Here is a 15,881-nt window from a genome sequence, read left to right as displayed (position 1 = left end):
AAGCATCACGGGAATCGGTTAAGAATCGGTTCGTGGAGGACGATCAGCGCCGCCAGCGTGATGGCGACGCCGTAGGGGATTTCGATTCCGGCGAGCGGCCGGCGGCGCACCAGCCGCGCCCCCACCATCGCCAGCGTCAGCACGCCGCCCAGCAGCGCCATCGCGGTCAGCATCGCGATCAGCGGCTGCAACGGCAGCCACAGCGCCAGCGCGCCGATCAGCTTGACGTCGCCGCCGCCCATCTGGCCCAGCGCGAACGCGCCGACGAACAGCGCGAACACGATTCCGGCGATGCCGATCTGGATCGCCGCGTCGGGCCACCAGGCCATGCCCTGCGACCACCACCACAGCGGGGCGGCCAGCGCGATCGCGGCATTCTTCCAGTTGGCGATCTCGCGCGTGCGCACGTCCTCGATTCCTGCGGAAATCAGCAGGATCGCGAGCCCGATGAGCAAAAAGGTGCCGATTGTTCCCGCCATTTGCGGTTAACGCCTAGACGCTGCGGCTTAGCAAAACGTAACCATGGCCCTATGGCAGCTCCCTCGATCGACCGCCGCGCCATCCCTGCGGGTGCGCGCGTCTCCCGCTGGCCCGCGCGCGACGGCTGGGCGCTGCGCAGCTTCGACTGGCCCGCCGCCGGAGACGGGGCCGGGGCCGGAGGCGGGGCCGGGGGCGCCGCCCCGCGCGGCAGCATCCTGTTCCAGACCGGGCGCGGCGACGTGTTCGAGAAATATCTTGAGGCGTTCGGCCACTGGCACCGCCAGGGCTGGTCGATCCGCGCGTTCGACTGGCGCGGCCAGGGCGGGTCGGGGCGACTCACGCCGCATCCGCAATGCGGCCATATCGACCGGTTCGAGACGTTCATCGACGATCTCGCCGCCTTCCATGCCGAATGGCGCGCCGACTCGGCGGGGCCGCGCGTGGTGATGGGACATTCGATGGGCGGGCATCTCGTGTTGCGCGCGCTGGTCGAAGGCGCGATCGACGCCGATGCCGCGGTGCTGATCGCGCCGATGCTGGGGGTGCGCAGCCCGCTGGGCGCGCTGTCCGAACGCGCCGCGCGGCTCATGGGGGCGCTCGGCGATCCCGCGCGGCCCGCCTGGCGCGGCAATGAAAAGCCCTACACCACCGAAACGCGCGCCGACCTGCTCACGCACGATGCCGATCGCTATGCCGACGAGCTGTGGTGGCAGGCGGCCCAGCCCGAAACGCTCACCGGCCCGCCGAGCTGGCACTGGCTGGCCGAGGCGTTCGCCTCGATGCGCCGGCTCGAACGCGATCCGCGGCTCGCGGCGCTGGCGACGCCGCTGCTGATGCTCGTCGCCGATGCCGACGGGCTCGTCGATCCGCGAGTCGCGCGGCGCGTCGCGGCGCGGTTGCCGCACGCGCGGGTCGAGGCATTCGGCCGCGAAAGCGCGCACGAAATCCTGCGGGAGGTTGACCCCGTGCGCCTGCGGGCGCTTGGTGCGATCGACCAGTTCCTTGCGGCCGAGGCCAGCGCAGAAGACCGATGAATCGTTACGACATTGCCATTGTGGGCGCCGGGATCGCCGGCGCCGGGCTTGCGGCCGAGCTTGCGCCGCACGCGCGCGTGCTGCTGCTCGAGGCAGAGGATCGCCCCGGCTATCACGCGACCGGGCGGTCGGCGGCCTATTGGTCCGAAACCTATGGCGGGCCGGGGGTTCAGCCGCTCACCAGCGCGTCGGGCGCGTTCCTGCGCGACGGGGGCTTCCTCGAACCGCTCGGCTCGCTCCATATCGGCCGCGCCGACGAGGCGCCCGCGATCGAGGCGTTCCTGCGCGAGTTCGAAGGCACGGGGGTGCCGCTCGCGCCCGTCGACCCGGCGACGATGGTGCCGGGGCTGCGCCCCGACTGGACGCTTGCGGTGCTCGAATCGAGCTGCGCCTATATCGACGTCGCCGCGCTCCACGGCGCCTTCCTTGCCGCGGCGCGCCGGGCGGGGGCGGTGCTCCAGGTCTCGGCAGAGCTGCACGCGGCCGAATGGGGCGCCGACGGCTGGCGGATCGCGACGCGCGCGGGCGATTTCGCCGCGGGGCTGCTCGTCGATGCGGCGGGGGCGTGGGCCGATGTCGTCGCCGAACGCGCGGGCGTCGCGCCGATCGGCATCCAGCCCTATCGCCGCACGATGGTCCAGCTCCGGCCCGATCCGCTCGCGCCGGCGGGGCTGCCGCACGTCGCGCATATCGGCGGCACCTTCTATTTCAAGCGCGAGGGCGGCGGGCGGCTGTGGCTCAGCCCGCATGACGAGATCCCCAGCGATCCGTGCGACGCCCAGCCCGAACTGATCGACGTCGCCACCGCGATCGACCGGTTCGAGCATGTCGTCGACTGGGGTGTCGCCGCGGTCGAGCACAAATGGGCGGGGCTGCGCAGCTTCGCGCCCGACCGGCTGCCCGTCTATGGCTTCGACTCGGCGCGGCCGGGCTTCTTCTGGTGCGCGGGGCAGGGCGGCTTCGGCATCCAGACCGCGCCGGCGGCGGCGCGGCTGGCGGCGGCGATGATCCTCGGCGACGCCCGCGTCGCGGTGCCGCACGGTGTCGATCCCGCGCGTTACGCGCCGTCGCGCTTCTGAAGGCGCGGGCGCGGGGCGCCCCGTCGATTTTTTGCAGGTGCAGCATCGCTTTCGCGCCGGCGCGGTGCTATCCTTGCGTTATGGCACGTCAGGCGGTTCCGTTCGATTTTCCCGTGAATGTTGCCCGTGAGGATATCGACTTCATGGGTCATGTGAACAACGCCAGCTATCTGAAATGGGTGCAGGCGGCGGTCATCAGCCACTGGCAGCGGCTCGCGCCCGCCGATGCGGTGACCGAGCATCTCTGGGTCGCGCTCAAGCACGAGATCACCTATCGCCGCCCCGCCTTTCTCGAGGACGATGTCGTCGCGACGGTGCTGCTCGAAAAGGTGCAGGGCGCGCGCGCCTTCTACGAAACGGTCATCAAGCGCGGCTCCGAAGTGCTGGCCGAGGTCAAGTCGAGCTGGTGCTGCCTCGATGCGGCGACCCGTCGACCGGCACGTCTCGCGCAGAGCGTGATCGACCGGTTTTTCGTCCGCAACGACGCCGAATAGGCGGCAAAATCGCGCCAATGGCGGTTTTTTGCGCGAAAATGCGCGATCTGTCCTGCCATTGGGGCGGGTTTCCTTCAAAATCTTGCCCGCCGATCCGCGCCCGCGGCCGCCAATCTCCTAAATGACTCGAATGGTGGCTGCGTGCCGCCGGTGTCGTTGTGGAGCAAGAAGCGTCATGAATGAAAAGCCCCGGTTCGTCGTGTTGAAGGCTATCAACGGGGAGCCGATCGTGGTCAATCTTGCCGCGGTACGCACCGTTTCGACGATCGAATTCGCCGGCGACCATGTCGGCGTGATCGCTTTCGACAAGGATCATGAGGTCGTGATCGGCTCGACGGTCGAGGAATTCCTCACCGCGCTCGCCGCCGCCCCCGCGCGCGTCGGCGACTAGGGCATTTTCGCGTCGGCCGTTACGGCCGGCGACCTGGAAAATGCGGCAATCCCGAATCCGGAGCGTCTTCGCCCAGCGTGAAACGCTCTAGAACCGCAGCGCCGCGTCGCTCGCCAGCCGGTCCGCCCGCTCGTTGTCGGGATGGCCGGCATGGCCCTTCACCCATTGCCATTCGACGCGATGCGGCTTGGCGGCGGCAAGCAGTTCCTGCCACAGCTCGGCATTCTTCACCGGCTTCTTGTCGGCGGTTTTCCAGCCGTTTTTCAGCCAGCCATGGATCCACTTGGTCAGCCCGTCCATGACGTAGCGGCTGTCGGTGGACAGCGTCACGCGGCACGGCCGCTTGAGCGCCCGCAGCCCCTCGATCGCCGCCATCAGTTCCATGCGGTTGTTGGTCGTGTGCGCCTCGCCGCCCGAAAGCTCCTTTTCGGTCGTGCCCATGCGCAGCACGACGCCCCAGCCGCCGCGCCCGGGATTGCCCTTGCACGCGCCGTCGGTCGCGATCTCGACATGCGGCAATTCGCTCATGTCAGCGTCCCCAGCCGCGCGGCCAGATCGGCGTCATACACCTTCAGCCGCCGCCAGAAGGCCAGCGGATCCTTGCGCGTCACCAGCGCGTCGGCGGGGGTGTTCAGCCAGTCCCAGGCGCGCGACAGCGTGAAGCGGATGCACGATCCCGCCGCCAGGCCGCCGAATGCCGCCCGCTCGGCCTCGCGCAACGGATAGTGCCGGGAATAGCCTTCGATCAGCGCATCGCCCACCGCCGCGTCGAACCGGCGGCCGGTCGGGTCGAACGCCCAGGCGGTGTGCGCCACCGCCAGGTCATAGAGGCGGATGTCGGTGCACGCGAAATAGAAGTCGATCAGCCCCGTCACCCGCTCGCCCAGCATCAGGACGTTGTCGGGGAACAGGTCGGCATGGATCGCGCAGCGGTCGAGCCCGTCGCGGTCCCAGCGCGCGGCCAGCCGGTCGAGCGCCGTGCCGATATCGTCATAGAGGCCGGGGGCGATCTCGTTCAGGCTCGTGCCGCACCGCTCGAACAGCGGCTGCCAGGTGTCGAAACCCATCGAATTCGGCCGGTCGAGCGGGAAATCGGCGACCGCGCGGTGCATCCGCCCCAGCGCGGCGCCTGCGGCCTGCGCCTGCGGCGGGGTGGGGTGCGACACCGAAACGCCCGACAGGAACTGGATCAGGCACGCCGGGCGCCCCTCCAGCTCGTGGATCAGCCGACCGTCGCGATCGGGCACCGCGGGGGGCACCGGCAGCCCGTGCGACGCCAGGTGGTCGAGCAGCGCCATGAAATAGGGCAGGTCGTCCGCCGCCACGCGCTTTTCATACAGCGTCAGGATGAAGCGGCTCCTGGTCGTGTCGACCAGATAGTTGCTGTTCTCGACCCCCTCGGCGATCCCCTTGGCCGAAACGAGTTCGCCGACGTCGAAGCGTGCGAGAAAGGCCGAGAGCGCCTCGGCCGAAACCTGCGTGTAAACCGCCATGCGCTCAGGCGGCTTCCAGGCCGCGCGGCAGCTTGAAGGTCACGTTTTCCTCGATCGTCGCCACCGCTTCCTCGCGCACGTCGAAGCGCGTCGCCAGCCGGTCGACGACCTCGCGCACCAGCAGTTCGGGGGCCGAAGCGCCGGCGGTGATCCCCACGCTCGTCACGCCGTCGAACCAGGCGAAGTCGATGTCGTCGGCGCGCTGGATCAGCGTCGCGCAGGCGCCCGAACGGCTCGCGACCTCGACCAGCCGCTTCGAATTGGACGAATTGGGCGCACCGATCACGAGCACCAGCTGGGCGCGGTCGGCGATCGCCTTCACCGCCGCCTGGCGGTTCGACGTCGCATAACAGATGTCGTCCGCACCCGGCGCCACGATCTGCGGAAAGCGTCGCTTGAGCACTTCAAGCACCGCGGCCGTATCGTCGACCGACAGCGTCGTCTGCGTCAGAAAGGCGAGCTGGTCGGCGTCGGGCACCGTCACGCGTTCGGCGTCCTCGACCGTCTCGACCAGCGTGATCGCGCCGTCGGGCACCTGGCCGAACGTGCCGATCACCTCGGGATGGCCGGCATGGCCGACGAACAGGATGTGCCGGCCCGCCGCGACATGGCGTTCGGCCTGGCGATGCACCTTCGACACCAGCGGGCAGGTCGCGTCGAGATACGACAGGCCGCGCTCCTCGGCGCGCGCGGGCACCACCTTGGGGACGCCGTGCGCCGAAAACACCACCGGCACGCCGTCGGGCACCTGGTCGAGTTCGTCGACGAACACCGCGCCCTTCTCGCGCAGCGTGTCGACGACATATTTGTTGTGGACGATCTCGTGGCGCACATAGACCGGGGCGCCATATTTCTCGATCGCCAGTTCGACGATGCGGATCGCGCGATCGACACCGGCGCAGAAGCCGCGCGGGGCGGCGATGAGCAGCTCGAGGGCGGGTTTGCGGGCTTCGTCCATGGTCCGGGCTCTACGCGATTGCTTGCGCGGGCGAAAGCCGGTTCCTATGGTGCGCGCCGCAACGGGCCGCCATGCAAATGGGTGGCCCGTTTGCTTCGCCGAATTGTTCCGAATACCCCGTGTTTCGCTGAAAGGTGCCCGCCCCGTGTCGCTTGCCAAGCTCGCCATCCCCGCGATTCTCCTGCTGGCCGCCGGCGGCTGCACCAAGGCCGGTGACATCACCGAAGGCGGGATCACCGCGGTTCGGACCCCGTGCCCGCGCGTGGCGGTGCCGGTCGGCACGGGCGACGTGACGCTGTTCAACCCCGCGACCAGCCGCACCGCCGATGCGATCGACGTCGTCGCATCGATCAGCAACGTCGAATCGACCTGCAACGCGGAAGGGCCGCAGGTCGCGACGACGATCGGCTTCGACGTGCTCGGCCGCCGATCGCAGCCGGGGCCGGCGCGCGACGTGACGCTCCCCTATTTCGTCAGCGTGGTGCGCGGCGGGTCGCAGGTGACGGCAAAGCGCGTGGCGCAGGTGACGCTGCACTTTGCCGAGGGTGCGTTGCGCGCCCAGGCCAGGGCCGAAGGCGTCGCGACCGTCGATCATGCGGCGGCGACGCTTCCGGCCGAAGTCCGCCGCCGCCTGACCGAAAAGCGCAAGGCGGGCGACGAGGCGGCCGCGGTCGATCCGCTCAACGAGCCGAGCGTGCGCCAGGCGGTGCTCTCGGCGACGTTTGAGGCGCTGGTCGGCTTCCAGCTGACCGAGGATCAGCTCAAGTACAACCTCACGCGCTGAAGCCCGGCGGGCGGGGCTGGCTGCGCGCAACCCCGATTGACTCCGGCGGCCGCGACCGCCAAGGCTGTTCGGCGTCGATGGCGGGCGACCGCCATGGGCAAGCGCGGGAGAGCGAGGCGGGCGACCGCCTCCGCCGAAGGAGCAACCGCCCCGGAATCTCTCAGGCACCGAGGACCGCGCGGGCCACGACACTCTGGAAAGCGCAGCCGTCCGTCAGGGGCGGCGCCACCGAAGGGGTAACCCCGCGCGGCGACGCGGCGGGGGAAAGCTCTCAGGTTCCGTGACAGAGGGGGCGGCGGCATTTCGGGCTCGTCAGGGCCGTGGCCGTCGATTCCAACCCTTGCCTACGGAGTGCCGTCGCTTGAGCGCAACCGAAACCCCCACGCCCGAACCGGCCGAAACCGAGCAGCCGCTCGAGCTGCTGCCGCTCGACGGCTGGCACCGCGCGCGCGGCGGCCGCATGGTGCCCTTCGCCGGCTATGAAATGCCCGTGCAGTACGAGGGCATCATGGCCGAGCATCTGTGGACGCGCGACCATGCCGGGCTGTTCGACGTCAGCCACATGGGCCAGCTCCTCTTTTCCGGCGCCGATGCCGATGCGCAGCTCGAAACGCTGCTTCCCGGCGACATCAAGGGGCTGGGCGCGGGACGGATGCGCTATTCGCTGCTGCTCGCCGACAATGGCGGCATCCTCGACGACCTGATGGTCACGCGGCTCCCCGACGCCAATGCGTTCGAGATCGAGGGCGGCGCCTTCTACATGGTCGTCAACGGGGCGACCAAATGGGACGATCTGGGCGTGTTCCGCGAACACCTGCCCGACGAGGTCGTCATCAACCATCTCGACGAACAGGCGCTGCTCGCGCTCCAGGGGCCCGAGGCCGTGGCCGCGCTCGATCGCGTGCTGCCCGGCGTCGCGTCGCTAGTGTTCATGACGGCCGCGGCCTTCGAATGGCAGGGCAATCCGGTCTGGGTCAGCCGTTCGGGCTATACCGGCGAGGACGGCTTCGAAATCTCGATCCCGGGCGACGTGGCCGAGGCCTTTGCCGAGGCGCTGTGCGCCCAGCCCGAGGTCAAGCCGATCGGGCTCGGTGCGCGCGATTCGCTGCGGCTCGAGGCGGGGCTGCCGCTCTATGGCCACGACCTCGATCCCGAAACCACGCCGATCGCCGCCGATCTCGGCTTCGCCTTGTCGAAGCGCCGGCGCGAGGAGGGCGGCTTTGCCGGTGCCGAGCGCATTCTCGCCGAACGTGCCGAAGGCCCCGCGACCAAGCGCGTCGGGCTGGTCGTCGACGGGCGCCAGCCCGTGCGCGAGGGCGCGGCGGTGGTCGATGCCGCCGGCGCGACGATCGGCAAGGTGACGAGCGGCGGCTTCGCCCCCACCGTGCAAAAGCCGATCGCCATGGCCTATGTGCCCGCCGCGCTGGCGGTGCCGGGCACCCGGATCACGCTTGTCCAGCGCGGCAAGCAGCACCAGGCGGAGGTCGTCGCGATGCCCTTCGTCCCGCACCGTTACGTCAGAAAGGGAGGCTGACCCATGAGCCGTTATTTCACTGAAGACCACGAATGGATCGAACTCGACGGCGATGTCGCGACCGTCGGCATCACCGACTATGCGCAGAGCCAGCTCGGCGACATCGTGTTCGTCGAGGTGCCCGAGGAAGGCCGTGAGGTCACCAAGGGCGACGACGCCGCCGTCGTCGAATCGGTCAAGGCCGCGTCGGACGTCTATGCGCCCGTCACCGGCACCGTGATCGAGGGCAATGCCGCGCTCGCCGACAACCCCGCGCTGGTCAACGAAGACCCCGAGGGCGAGGGCTGGTTCTTCAAGCTGACGCTGTCCGATCCGTCGGAACTCGACAGCCTGATGGACGAGGCCAAGTACCAGGCGTTCGTCGACAAGCTTTGATCCTTGCCCGGCGCCTCGCCCGCGACGGGCACGGGCGCCGGGGTGGGCCGCAAGGTGCCGTCCGGCGCCACGGCCCGCCGCCGGGCGACGTCGGGAGCCTGTCCTCCCGCCGCCGCTCACCCCACCCGCACCCCTCCCGCGAGAGGGAGGGGCTGGAGTAGAGAATGCGCTACCTCCCCCTGACCCCGGCCGATCGTGCGGCGATGCTCGCCAAGATCGGTGCCGCCACGGTCGATGATCTCTTCGTCGACGTTCCCGAAAGCGCCCGCCTCGCCGGCCCGATCGCCGGGCTGCCGCCGCATGCGAGCGAACTCGCGGTCGAACGTCACATGACCGCGCTGGCCCGCCGCAACCTGGTTGCCGGCGAGCTGCCCTTCTTCCTCGGCGCCGGCGCCTATCGCCACCATGTTCCCGCCAGCGTCGATCACCTGATCCAGCGCGGCGAGTTCCTCACCGCCTACACTCCCTATCAGCCCGAAATCGCCCAGGGCACGCTCCAGGTGATGTTCGAGTTCCAGACGCAGATCGCGCGGCTGCTCGGCTGCGACATCGCCAATGCGTCGATGTATGACGGCTCGACCGCGTGCTGGGAGGCGATCTCGATGGCGCGCCGCGTCACCCGGCGCGGCAAGGCGATCCTGTCGGGCGGGCTCCATCCGCATTATGTCTCGGTCGCCCGGACGATGGCGAAGTTCACCGGCGAGGTGCTCGACACCCGGCTGCCCGACCTGTCGCCCGAGCCCGATACGCTCGATCTCATCAACGCGATCGACGACGAAACCTCGTGCGTCGTCGTCCAGTATCCGGACATTCTGGGCCGGGTCGAGGATCTGTCGGCGCTCGCCGATGCCTGCCACGCCAAGAAGGTGCTGCTGATCGCCGTCGTCACCGAGCCGGTCGCGCTGGGCCTGCTCAAGTCGCCCGGCGAGATGGGCGCCGACATCGTCGTCGGCGAGGGGCAGTCGCTCGGCGTCGGCCTTCAGTTCGGCGGCCCCTATGTCGGCCTGTTCGCCTGCTCGGAAAAGCTGGTGCGCCAGATGCCGGGCCGCCTGTGCGGCGAGACGGTCGACGCCACCGGCAAGCGCGGCTTCGTGCTGACGCTGTCGACGCGCGAACAGCATATCCGCCGCGAAAAGGCGACGTCGAACATCTGCACCAGCTCGGTGCTGTGCGCGCTCGCCATGTCGATCCACATGACGCTGCTGGGTGAAAAGGGGCTCCGCCAGCTCGCCGAGCTCAACCATGTCGGCGCCGGCGCCGCTGCCGACCGGCTGGCCGAGGTGAAGGGCGTCGAACTCGTCACGCCGCGCTTCTTCAACGAATTCACGCTCCGGCTGTCGAAGGAGGCGCGCCCCGTCGTGCGCCAGCTTGCCGATCGCAACATTCTGGCGGGCGTGTCGCTGGGTCGCCTCTATCCGGGTGCGACCGATCTGCAGAACGGCCTGGTCGTGGCCGTTACCGAAACCACCACGGAGGAGGACGTCGAAACGCTTGCCTCCGCGCTCGAGGAGGTGCTGGCATGAGCACGGTCAACCAGTCGGGCTGGCGGCCCACCGCGCCGCAGGCGGGCGAAGGCGACGTTGCGACCTTCACCGGCAATCGCGCGCTGATGCTCGAGGAGCCGCTGATTTTCGAAATCGGCTCGGCCGACACCACCGGCGTCGACTTTGCCGACGCGCCGGCGGGCAAGTCGCGGCTCGACGGCCTCGTCCGCACCGCGCCGATCGGCCTGCCCGGCCTGTCCGAGCCCGAGGCGGTGCGCCACTACACGCGGCTCAGCCGTCAGAACTACGGCATCGACCTCGGCGTCTTCCCGCTCGGTTCGTGCACGATGAAGCACAATCCGCGCCTCAACGAGCGGATGGCGCGGCTCCCCGGCTTTGCCGACATCCATCCGCTTCAGCCGGTCGATACCGTGCAGGGCGCGTTCCAGCTGATCCACGAACTGGCGCACTGGCTGGTGACGCTCACCGGCATGCACTCGGTTGCGATGAGCCCGAAGGCGGGCGCGCATGGCGAGCTGTGCGGCGTCCTCGCGATCCGCGCCGCGCTCGATGCCAAGGGCGAGAGCGGGCGCCGCGTCATGCTCGTCCCCGAAAGCGCGCACGGCACCAACCCGGCGACCGCCGCCTTTGCCGGGTTCAGCGTCGAAAATATCCCGGCGACCGCCGCCGGCCGCGTCGATCTGGCGGCGCTCAAGGCGCGGCTGGGGCCGGACGTGGCGGGGGTGATGATCACCAATCCCAATACCTGCGGCCTGTTCGAACCCGATCTCAAGGCGATTTCGGACGCGGTCCATGCGGCGGGCGGCTATGTCTATTGCGACGGCGCCAATTTCAACGCGATCGTCGGGCGCGTCCGCCCGGGCGATCTCGGCGTCGACGCGATGCACATCAACCTCCACAAGACCTTCTCGACGCCGCATGGCGGCGGCGGTCCCGGTTCGGGCCCGGTGGTCTTTTCGGCGGCGCTGACGCCCTATGCGCCGCTCCCCTTCGTCGACAAGCGTGGCGATCGCTATGTCCTCGTCGAGGAAGAGAATGCGGGTGAGCATCATGCCGCCAGCTTCGGCCGCATGACGGCGTTCCATGGCCAGATGGGCATGTTCAGCCGGGCGCTGACCTACATCCTCAGCCATGGCGCCGACGGGCTGCGTCAGGTCGCCGAGGATGCGGTGCTCAACGCCAATTATGTGCTGCGCTCGATGGAGGATGTGCTCGAAGCGCCCTTCGCCGCTTCGGGGCCGTGCATGCACGAGGCGATCTTCTCCGACGCGGGGCTGCCCGATGGCGTCTCGACGATCGACATCGCCAAGGCGCTGATCGACGAGGGCTATCACCCGATGACCATGTACTTCCCGCTGGTGGTGCATGGCGCGATGCTCGTCGAACCGACCGAGACCGAGAGCAAGGCCGCGCTCGATCAGTTCATCGGTGCCTTCCGCGCCGTGGCGGCGCGCGCCAAGGCGGGCGACCCGTCGGTCAAGACCGCGCCGCACTTCGCGCCGCGGCGCCGGCTCGACGAGACGCAGGCCGCACGCAAGCCGGTGCTCGTCTATCGTGAGGCGCCTGCCGCGCAGGCCGCCGAATAAAACCCGTCCGCATCGCCGCGCCGCCCGTCATGGCGGACGCGGCGGTGCGCCCGGCGGGCGTCCGGCCCTGTACGCTTGGACGCGTTGACAAAGGCAGGACGCGGTACGGTCTTGCCAAAGCGTTGCGCGGCGGGAAAAACTCGCGCCATGCACGCTGCCCCTTCGCCTGACTGGATCGGTTCCGCGATCGCCGGCGCGATCATCCTGCTGGTGCTCGCCATCCGCCTGCGTCGGCTCGGCCGGCACCGGCCGCTGCGAATCGAGCGGCTGTGGATCGTTCCCGCCCTTTACCTGGTGATCGTCGCGCTGGCGTTCGGGCGGATGCCGCCGCACGGGCTGGCATGGCTCGGCTGTGCGGCGGCGCTCGCGGCCGGTGCGGCGCTCGGCTGGCAGCGCGGGCGGATGATGCGCATCATCGTCGATCCCGCCACCCATGCGATTTCGCAGGCGACGTCGCCGGCCGCGCTGCTGTTCATCGTCGTGCTGATCGCCGTCCGCTGGGCGGCGCGGGCCGAGGGCGGGGCCGCGCATCTCGACGTGATGACGCTCACCGACCTGCTGCTCGCCTTCGGGCTGGGCCTGCTCTCGGTCCAGCGGCTCGAAATGTACCTGCGCGCGCGGCGTCTGCTCGAGACGGCGCGCGCGGCATGATGACCGGCCTTCACGCTCCCGCCACCGCGCGCAACCGCGAGCCGATCGCGGCCGTGCTCGACGACGAGCTTCCCGATGCCGGCTGGGTGCTCGAAATCGCCAGCGGCACCGGCGAGCACTGCGCCTGGTTCGCCGAACGCTATCCCGCGACCACCTGGCAGCCGAGCGATCCCGATGCCGATGCGCGGCGGTCGATCGCCGCCTGGTGCGACGGGTTGCGCAACGTGCTCCCGCCGATCGCGCTCGACGCGGCGGCGCGCGACTGGCCGGTCGTCACCGCCGACGCCATCCTGTGCATCAATATGGTGCACATCAGCCCATGGGCGGCGACGCTGGGGCTGATGGCGGGGGCGGGGCGGCTGCTCGATCCCGGTGCGCCGCTGATCCTCTACGGCCCCTATCGGCAAGCGGGCGTGCCCACCGCCGAATCGAACGAGGCGTTCGACCGGTCGCTGCGCGGTCGCAATCCCGAATGGGGGCTTCGCTCGGTCGAGGCGGTGACCGTCGCTGCGGAGGCAGAGGGGCTGCGGCTCGACCGCATCGTGCCGATGCCCGCCAACAACCTCGTCCTCGTCTTCCGCCGCTAGGCGGGCGTGTCGAGCGCGCCCATCGTGTGCCGTTGCTGGCGGACGCGTTCGCGCCAGACGATATACAGCCCGCTCGCGATGATGACCGGCGCGCCGAGCCACGTATAGGGCGTCGGCCACGCGCCGAAGAACAGCCAGCCGTACAGCGTGCCCCAGATCAGGCTCGAATAGTCCATCGGCACCACCGCCGATACCGGCGCGAACCGCACCGCCCCGGTCAGCGCCAGCTGGCCCAGCCCGCCCGCCAGCCCGATCGCGATCAGGATCGCCCAGGTGCCGGCGTCGTGCGTCTGCGCCTGAAAGACATAGAGCGGGCCGAGCACCACCAGACTCAGCGTCGTGAACCAGAACACCGTCGTCCCCGTGCTTTCGGTCCGCCCGATCTGGCGCAGCAGGATCGCGACGATCGCGACGAACAGCGCTGCGAGCAGCCCCACGGCCGCGCCGTACAGCGGGAAATGCCCGCTTCCCGGCTGCGCGACGATCAGCACGCCGAGGAACCCGACGATCACCGCGCCCCAGCGGTGCCACCCCGTCGGCTCGCGCAGCACCAGCGCACCCAGCAGCGTCGCAAAGATCGGCACCGTGAACTGGAACGTCGTCGCTTCGGCCAGCGGCAGCAACAGCACCGATCCGAAGGTGAACACCATCCCCATCAGCCCCACCGCGGTCCGCCACACATGCGCGCCGAACCGCCGCGTGCGCAGCGAATCGAGTCCCGGTCCCAGCACCACGAAGGTCAGCACCAGCGGCACCGCCCATAGCTGGCGGTGGAACATCGTCTCGATCAGCGTCGCGCCGCGCGCCTCGGCCAGCTTGATCAGCGCCGACATCGTCGACATGCACAGCATCGCGAACAGGCGCAGCGCGATGCCGAACATCACCGGATCGGAACGGGAAGGGGACACGCTCCCCGGTTAGGCGCGCCATGCCCGTGCGACAACCCCGTGCGCGCCGCGCGCCCTCTTTGCCTCGCTCCCTTTGCGCCGCCTCTTTGCGCCACCTCTTTGCGCCACCTCTTTGCGAACGTCGCGCCAGCCGCTATCGCGACGGCATGATCAAGCACGCCCTTTCCGTCACGCGCGACGGCGATTTCGCGCAATGGTACCAGACCGTCATCAGCGAAGCCGACATGGCCGAGGATTCGGGCGTGCGCGGCTGCATGGTCATCCGGCCCTGGGGCTATGGCATCTGGGAGCGCATCCAGCGCCTGCTCGACGATCGTATCAAGGCGACGGGGCACGAGAATTGCTATTTCCCGCTGTTCATCCCGCTTTCCTATTTCGAGAAGGAAGCCGAGCATGTCGACGGCTTCGCCAAGGAAATGGCGGTCGTCACGCATCACCGCCTCGTCCAGAAGGACGGCCGGCTGGTGCCCGATCCCGAGGCGAAGCTCGAAGAGCCGCTCGTCGTCCGCCCGACCTCGGAGACGGTGATCGGCGCGGCGATGTCGCGCTGGGTGCAGAGCTGGCGCGACCTGCCGGTGCTGATCAACCAGTGGGCGAACGTCGTCCGCTGGGAAATGCGCACCCGCATGTTCCTGCGCACCGCCGAGTTCCTGTGGCAGGAAGGGCATACCGCCCACGCCACGGTCGAGGAGGCGCACGAAGAAACCCTCAAGATGCTCGAAGTCTATCGCAGCTTCGCCGAGGATTGCCTGGCGATGCCGGTGGTCGCGGGCGAGAAGCCGGAGAATGAGCGCTTTCCGGGCGCCGTCTCGACCTTCTCGATCGAGGCGATGATGCAGGACGGCAAGGCGCTGCAGGCCGGCACCTCGCACATCCTCGGCACCACTTTCTCCTCGGCGCAGGACATCAAGTTCCAGAACAGCGAAGGCCAGTTCGAGCTGGCGCAGACGACGAGCTGGGGCGTCTCCACCCGCATGATCGGCGGCCTCATCATGGTCCACGGCGACGATGACGGCCTGCGCGTGCCGCCGATGGTGGCGCCGTGGCAGATCGTGATCGTGCCGATGCTGCGCGACCAGCCCGAGGACGCGGCGATCGTCGATTACTGCAAGTCGCTCCAGGCCGAGCTGGCGCGGCTGTCGGCGCTCGGCGAGCCGGTGCGCGCGCTGCTCGACCTCAAGCCCGCCAAGGCCGCGACCAAGCGCTGGGGCTGGGTCAAGAAGGGCGCGCCGCTCGTGATCGAGGTCGGCGGGCGCGACGTCGCTGGCGGCAACGTCTCGGTGATCCGCCGCGACTCGCTCTACCGCGCGGACGGCAAGCTCGACAGCCAGGTCATGCCGCGCGCCGATTTCGTGCTCGAAGCGGCGGCGATGCTCGAAAGCGTCCAGCAGTCGCTCTACCTCCAGGCGCGCGACCGGCTCGAGGCCAATATTCGCCGCGACGTCACCGATTTCGACACGCTCGCCGCGATGTTCGCCGATTCGGTGAAGTTCCCCGGCTGGGCCGAGGTGAACTGGGCCAAGCCGACCGGTGCCGAGCTCGACGCGGTGGTCGAACGGCTCAAGGCGCTCAAGCTCACCTTCCGCAACGTCCCCGCCGGCGCCGCGCCGGCCGAGGGCACCTGCCTGTTCACCGGCAAGCCGGCGGTCGAACGTATTCTGGTCGCGCGCGCCTACTAACCACTTCCTCCCCTGCACAGCAGGGGAGGGGGACCATGTGCGCCAGCACATGGTGGAGGGGCCGTCGCGGAACGCGGCGGATGTCCAGCATCGTGCCTGCCGGCTTCGTCCAGACGGCTTCCTCTTCTACGATGGCGGCGTTGCGGGGCAGGGGCTTTCCGACGAACGGGAGGCCTTTCTGAAGGCCGGACCGCCGCCGCTGGTGTTCACGCTGGGAAGCGTGGCGGTCTATGCCGAGGGCGGATCCTGTCAGGCCAGCGCCGCTACACGGCAGAACGGGCTGCGGGGGTGATCGGCGCGCTGTTGCACGATTCCGCGATCGTGGAAGGGGCGCGGCGGGCGG

Annotated in this window: 18 protein-coding genes and 1 riboswitch; of the genes, 13 read left to right on the top strand and 5 right to left on the bottom strand. The window is 69.4% G+C overall.

Annotated elements, in window-relative coordinates; all coding sequences use genetic code 11:
• Positions 1-5: 5 nt before the first annotated feature.
• Positions 6-479 (bottom strand): A24 family peptidase, encoded by a 474-nt coding sequence (locus ACT3CF_RS14645; protein ID WP_478423979.1) that lies wholly within the window; start codon positions 477-479, stop codon positions 6-8.
• A 51-nt stretch (positions 480-530) separates the two neighbouring features.
• On the opposite strand from ACT3CF_RS14645, the gene ACT3CF_RS14640 reads away from it, so the two are divergent.
• From ACT3CF_RS14640 to ACT3CF_RS14625, 4 genes are all read left to right on the top strand, one after another.
• The gene (locus ACT3CF_RS14640; RefSeq protein ID WP_478423977.1) at positions 531-1,514 is read left to right on the top strand and encodes an alpha/beta fold hydrolase; all 984 of its coding nucleotides are present in this window, start codon (positions 531-533) and stop codon (positions 1,512-1,514) included.
• Complete coding sequence (locus ACT3CF_RS14635; protein ID WP_478423975.1) at positions 1,511-2,593, top strand: NAD(P)/FAD-dependent oxidoreductase; 1,083 nt, start codon at positions 1,511-1,513, stop codon at positions 2,591-2,593. Before ACT3CF_RS14640 ends, ACT3CF_RS14635 begins: the two co-directional genes overlap by 4 nt.
• Before the next feature lie 80 nt (positions 2,594-2,673).
• Complete coding sequence (locus ACT3CF_RS14630) at positions 2,674-3,087, top strand: acyl-CoA thioesterase (RefSeq protein ID WP_478423973.1); 414 nt, start codon at positions 2,674-2,676, stop codon at positions 3,085-3,087.
• A 175-nt stretch (positions 3,088-3,262) separates the two neighbouring features.
• Positions 3,263-3,478 (top strand): hypothetical protein, encoded by a 216-nt coding sequence (locus ACT3CF_RS14625; RefSeq protein ID WP_478423971.1) that lies wholly within the window; start codon positions 3,263-3,265, stop codon positions 3,476-3,478.
• Positions 3,479-3,565: 87 nt separating this feature from the next.
• Here ACT3CF_RS14625 and rnhA read toward each other — a convergent pair whose 3' ends face one another.
• The 3 genes from rnhA to ispH are packed head-to-tail and all read right to left on the bottom strand — an operon-like array spanning position 3,566 to position 5,929.
• Positions 3,566-4,006, bottom strand: a complete 441-nt coding sequence (gene rnhA, locus ACT3CF_RS14620; protein ID WP_478423969.1) for a ribonuclease HI — start codon at positions 4,004-4,006, stop codon at positions 3,566-3,568.
• Positions 4,003-4,971, bottom strand: a complete 969-nt coding sequence (thrB, locus tag ACT3CF_RS14615) for a homoserine kinase (protein ID WP_478423967.1) — start codon at positions 4,969-4,971, stop codon at positions 4,003-4,005. The genes rnhA and thrB overlap by 4 nt, the downstream gene beginning before the upstream one ends.
• A gap of 4 nt (positions 4,972-4,975) precedes the next feature.
• Positions 4,976-5,929: a 4-hydroxy-3-methylbut-2-enyl diphosphate reductase gene (gene ispH, locus ACT3CF_RS14610; RefSeq protein WP_478423966.1), complete on the bottom strand. Its 954-nt coding sequence runs from the start codon at positions 5,927-5,929 to the stop codon at positions 4,976-4,978.
• Positions 5,930-6,074: 145 nt separating this feature from the next.
• Here ispH and ACT3CF_RS14605 point away from each other — a divergent pair, with 145 nt between their 5' ends.
• From ACT3CF_RS14605 to ACT3CF_RS14575, 7 genes are all read left to right on the top strand, one after another.
• A complete protein-coding gene (locus ACT3CF_RS14605; RefSeq protein ID WP_478423964.1) occupies positions 6,075-6,713 on the top strand; it encodes a hypothetical protein in 639 nt (212 codons plus the stop codon).
• Positions 6,714-6,807: 94 nt separating this feature from the next.
• Positions 6,808-6,900, top strand: a riboswitch (glycine riboswitch).
• A gap of 174 nt (positions 6,901-7,074) precedes the next feature.
• On the top strand, positions 7,075-8,247 hold the full coding sequence (gene gcvT, locus ACT3CF_RS14600; protein WP_478423963.1) for a glycine cleavage system aminomethyltransferase GcvT: 1,173 nt from the start codon (positions 7,075-7,077) through the stop codon (positions 8,245-8,247).
• A gap of 3 nt (positions 8,248-8,250) precedes the next feature.
• On the top strand, positions 8,251-8,622 hold the full coding sequence (gene gcvH / locus ACT3CF_RS14595) for a glycine cleavage system protein GcvH (protein ID WP_478423961.1): 372 nt from the start codon (positions 8,251-8,253) through the stop codon (positions 8,620-8,622).
• Positions 8,623-8,786: 164 nt separating this feature from the next.
• The gene (gcvPA, locus tag ACT3CF_RS14590; protein ID WP_478423959.1) at positions 8,787-10,145 is read left to right on the top strand and encodes an aminomethyl-transferring glycine dehydrogenase subunit GcvPA; all 1,359 of its coding nucleotides are present in this window, start codon (positions 8,787-8,789) and stop codon (positions 10,143-10,145) included.
• Complete coding sequence (gene gcvPB / locus ACT3CF_RS14585) at positions 10,142-11,713, top strand: aminomethyl-transferring glycine dehydrogenase subunit GcvPB (RefSeq protein WP_478423957.1); 1,572 nt, start codon at positions 10,142-10,144, stop codon at positions 11,711-11,713. The genes gcvPA and gcvPB overlap by 4 nt, the downstream gene beginning before the upstream one ends.
• A 147-nt stretch (positions 11,714-11,860) precedes the next feature.
• Positions 11,861-12,364: a CcdC protein domain-containing protein gene (locus tag ACT3CF_RS14580; RefSeq protein ID WP_478423955.1), complete on the top strand. Its 504-nt coding sequence runs from the start codon at positions 11,861-11,863 to the stop codon at positions 12,362-12,364.
• On the top strand, positions 12,361-12,951 hold the full coding sequence (locus ACT3CF_RS14575; RefSeq protein WP_478423954.1) for a DUF938 domain-containing protein: 591 nt from the start codon (positions 12,361-12,363) through the stop codon (positions 12,949-12,951). Before ACT3CF_RS14580 ends, ACT3CF_RS14575 begins: the two co-directional genes overlap by 4 nt.
• On the opposite strand, the gene ACT3CF_RS14570 is transcribed toward ACT3CF_RS14575, so the two are convergent.
• Positions 12,948-13,859: a DMT family transporter gene (locus ACT3CF_RS14570; protein ID WP_478423952.1), complete on the bottom strand. Its 912-nt coding sequence runs from the start codon at positions 13,857-13,859 to the stop codon at positions 12,948-12,950. The two genes, ACT3CF_RS14575 and ACT3CF_RS14570, sit on opposite strands and share 4 nt — an antisense overlap.
• Before the next feature lie 146 nt (positions 13,860-14,005).
• On the opposite strand from ACT3CF_RS14570, the gene ACT3CF_RS14565 reads away from it, so the two are divergent.
• Complete coding sequence (locus ACT3CF_RS14565) at positions 14,006-15,538, top strand: aminoacyl--tRNA ligase-related protein (protein ID WP_478423951.1); 1,533 nt, start codon at positions 14,006-14,008, stop codon at positions 15,536-15,538.
• Positions 15,539-15,575: 37 nt separating this feature from the next.
• On the top strand, positions 15,576-15,830 hold the full coding sequence (locus tag ACT3CF_RS14560; protein WP_478423950.1) for a hypothetical protein: 255 nt from the start codon (positions 15,576-15,578) through the stop codon (positions 15,828-15,830).
• Positions 15,831-15,881 lie beyond the last annotated feature (51 nt).

This window comes from Sphingomonas chlorellae (assembly GCF_056485145.1).
This window is presented reverse-complemented; position numbering and strand designations above follow the sequence as displayed.

Coding starts and splice junctions, on each gene's coding strand:
- ACT3CF_RS14645 (WP_478423979.1), bottom strand. CDS start 479: ATGGCGGGAACAATCGGCACCTTTTTGCTCATCGGGCTCGCGATCCTG.
- ACT3CF_RS14640 (WP_478423977.1), top strand. CDS start 531: ATGGCAGCTCCCTCGATCGACCGCCGCGCCATCCCTGCGGGTGCGCGC.
- ACT3CF_RS14635 (WP_478423975.1), top strand. CDS start 1,511: ATGAATCGTTACGACATTGCCATTGTGGGCGCCGGGATCGCCGGCGCC.
- ACT3CF_RS14630 (WP_478423973.1), top strand. CDS start 2,674: ATGGCACGTCAGGCGGTTCCGTTCGATTTTCCCGTGAATGTTGCCCGT.
- ACT3CF_RS14625 (WP_478423971.1), top strand. CDS start 3,263: ATGAATGAAAAGCCCCGGTTCGTCGTGTTGAAGGCTATCAACGGGGAG.
- rnhA (WP_478423969.1), bottom strand. CDS start 4,006: ATGAGCGAATTGCCGCATGTCGAGATCGCGACCGACGGCGCGTGCAAG.
- thrB (WP_478423967.1), bottom strand. CDS start 4,971: ATGGCGGTTTACACGCAGGTTTCGGCCGAGGCGCTCTCGGCCTTTCTC.
- ispH (WP_478423966.1), bottom strand. CDS start 5,929: ATGGACGAAGCCCGCAAACCCGCCCTCGAGCTGCTCATCGCCGCCCCG.
- gcvH (WP_478423961.1), top strand. CDS start 8,251: ATGAGCCGTTATTTCACTGAAGACCACGAATGGATCGAACTCGACGGC.
- gcvPA (WP_478423959.1), top strand. CDS start 8,787: ATGCGCTACCTCCCCCTGACCCCGGCCGATCGTGCGGCGATGCTCGCC.
- gcvPB (WP_478423957.1), top strand. CDS start 10,142: ATGAGCACGGTCAACCAGTCGGGCTGGCGGCCCACCGCGCCGCAGGCG.
- ACT3CF_RS14580 (WP_478423955.1), top strand. CDS start 11,861: ATGCACGCTGCCCCTTCGCCTGACTGGATCGGTTCCGCGATCGCCGGC.
- ACT3CF_RS14575 (WP_478423954.1), top strand. CDS start 12,361: ATGATGACCGGCCTTCACGCTCCCGCCACCGCGCGCAACCGCGAGCCG.
- ACT3CF_RS14565 (WP_478423951.1), top strand. CDS start 14,006: ATGATCAAGCACGCCCTTTCCGTCACGCGCGACGGCGATTTCGCGCAA.